Below are 1,190 nucleotides of genomic sequence, written 5' to 3'. Positions count from 1 at the left end.
ATCTTCGCTGTGGCAACGAAGAAATCTCGTTTTGGTAGGCCTGTTGAACTAAACTATGCAGCTATGATTTACTCTTTGGTTGCTCGATTAACGGAACGAATTCCGTTCATTAAAGATTTGGTGAAGCGATTAAAAAATGACATGGTTTTCCGTCTAGACTGCGGATTTTTGGTTTCTGATACTGTTCCATCAGAAGCTGCTTATTCAAGAATGGTGACAATTCTCTGTGAATCTAACGTTCTTGAAGATGTGAAGGAAACGATTGTTTATCAAGCCATTACAGAAGGATTTATCACCGATGATACAGTAGCTATCGATGCGACACACTTTGAAGCAAAAGATCAAGCACCTCCAAAAGAGGAAAAACCAAAAACTGAACCTAAGAAACGTGGGCGTAAATCAAAAGAAGAAAGAGAACAATGGTTGATTGAAAAAGCCGAACGCGAAGCCAATTTACCTCTTTTTGAAAAGAAAATTGAAGACCAGTTAGACGTTCCTTTAGATCAACTTCGTTCTGAAATCCCCCAAAACCCAGAGTGGGGTGTAAAGAAAAATAGCGAAGGAAAAAACGTATTTTGGTTTGGCTATAAAGCACATTTAGCTGTTGGAACAAAAAGCCAATACATTCTTCAATCTCTCTTTTCTTCTGGAAATTTGAATGACGGAAAAGCAGCGATTCCTTTACTAAAAGGAATCCAAGAACACGTTCAACTATCAACTCTACGTTACGAAACATTGGATGCAGGTTATGATTTCGAACCAATTTACGAACAAATTCACCGAATGGGTCACCAATCGGTTATTGCCTATAACAAGCGTAATGAGCCTAAACCGGAAGGTTTTGATAAACACTTCGCCCCTACTTGTTTCAGGGAACACTCGTATCGATATGATAGTTTCGACACAAAATACGAAACACTCAAATACACAAGACCAAAGGAATGTAAAGACTGCCCTTTAGCCAATGAAGGTCTTTGCCAAAAGATATATAAAGTAAAAATCACAACAGATCTCAGGAAATATACCGCACCAGCCCGAGGATCAAAAGCTTGGAAAACCATCTTTAAGCGTCGTACTGCTGTAGAACGTGTAAATGCTTATCTCAAGTTATACTTTCAACTAGACAATGTTCGTTATCGAACAGGAAAACGCTCCAAAGTTCATTTTGACTTAGTGACCTTAGTTTATAA

General features: G+C 38.4%; 1 protein-coding gene. It reads left to right on the top strand.

Annotated features, from left to right (window positions below):
• Positions 1–1,190, top strand: a 1,190-nt coding sequence (locus TY15_RS22980) for a transposase (protein ID WP_042375726.1), incomplete at both ends; no start/stop codon positions are given.

Origin of the sequence: Neobacillus jeddahensis (assembly GCF_000612625.1) — a bacterium.
GTDB classification, from domain to species: Bacteria; Bacillota; Bacilli; order Bacillales; family Cytobacillaceae; genus Neobacillus; species Neobacillus jeddahensis.
This window is presented reverse-complemented; position numbering and strand designations above follow the sequence as displayed.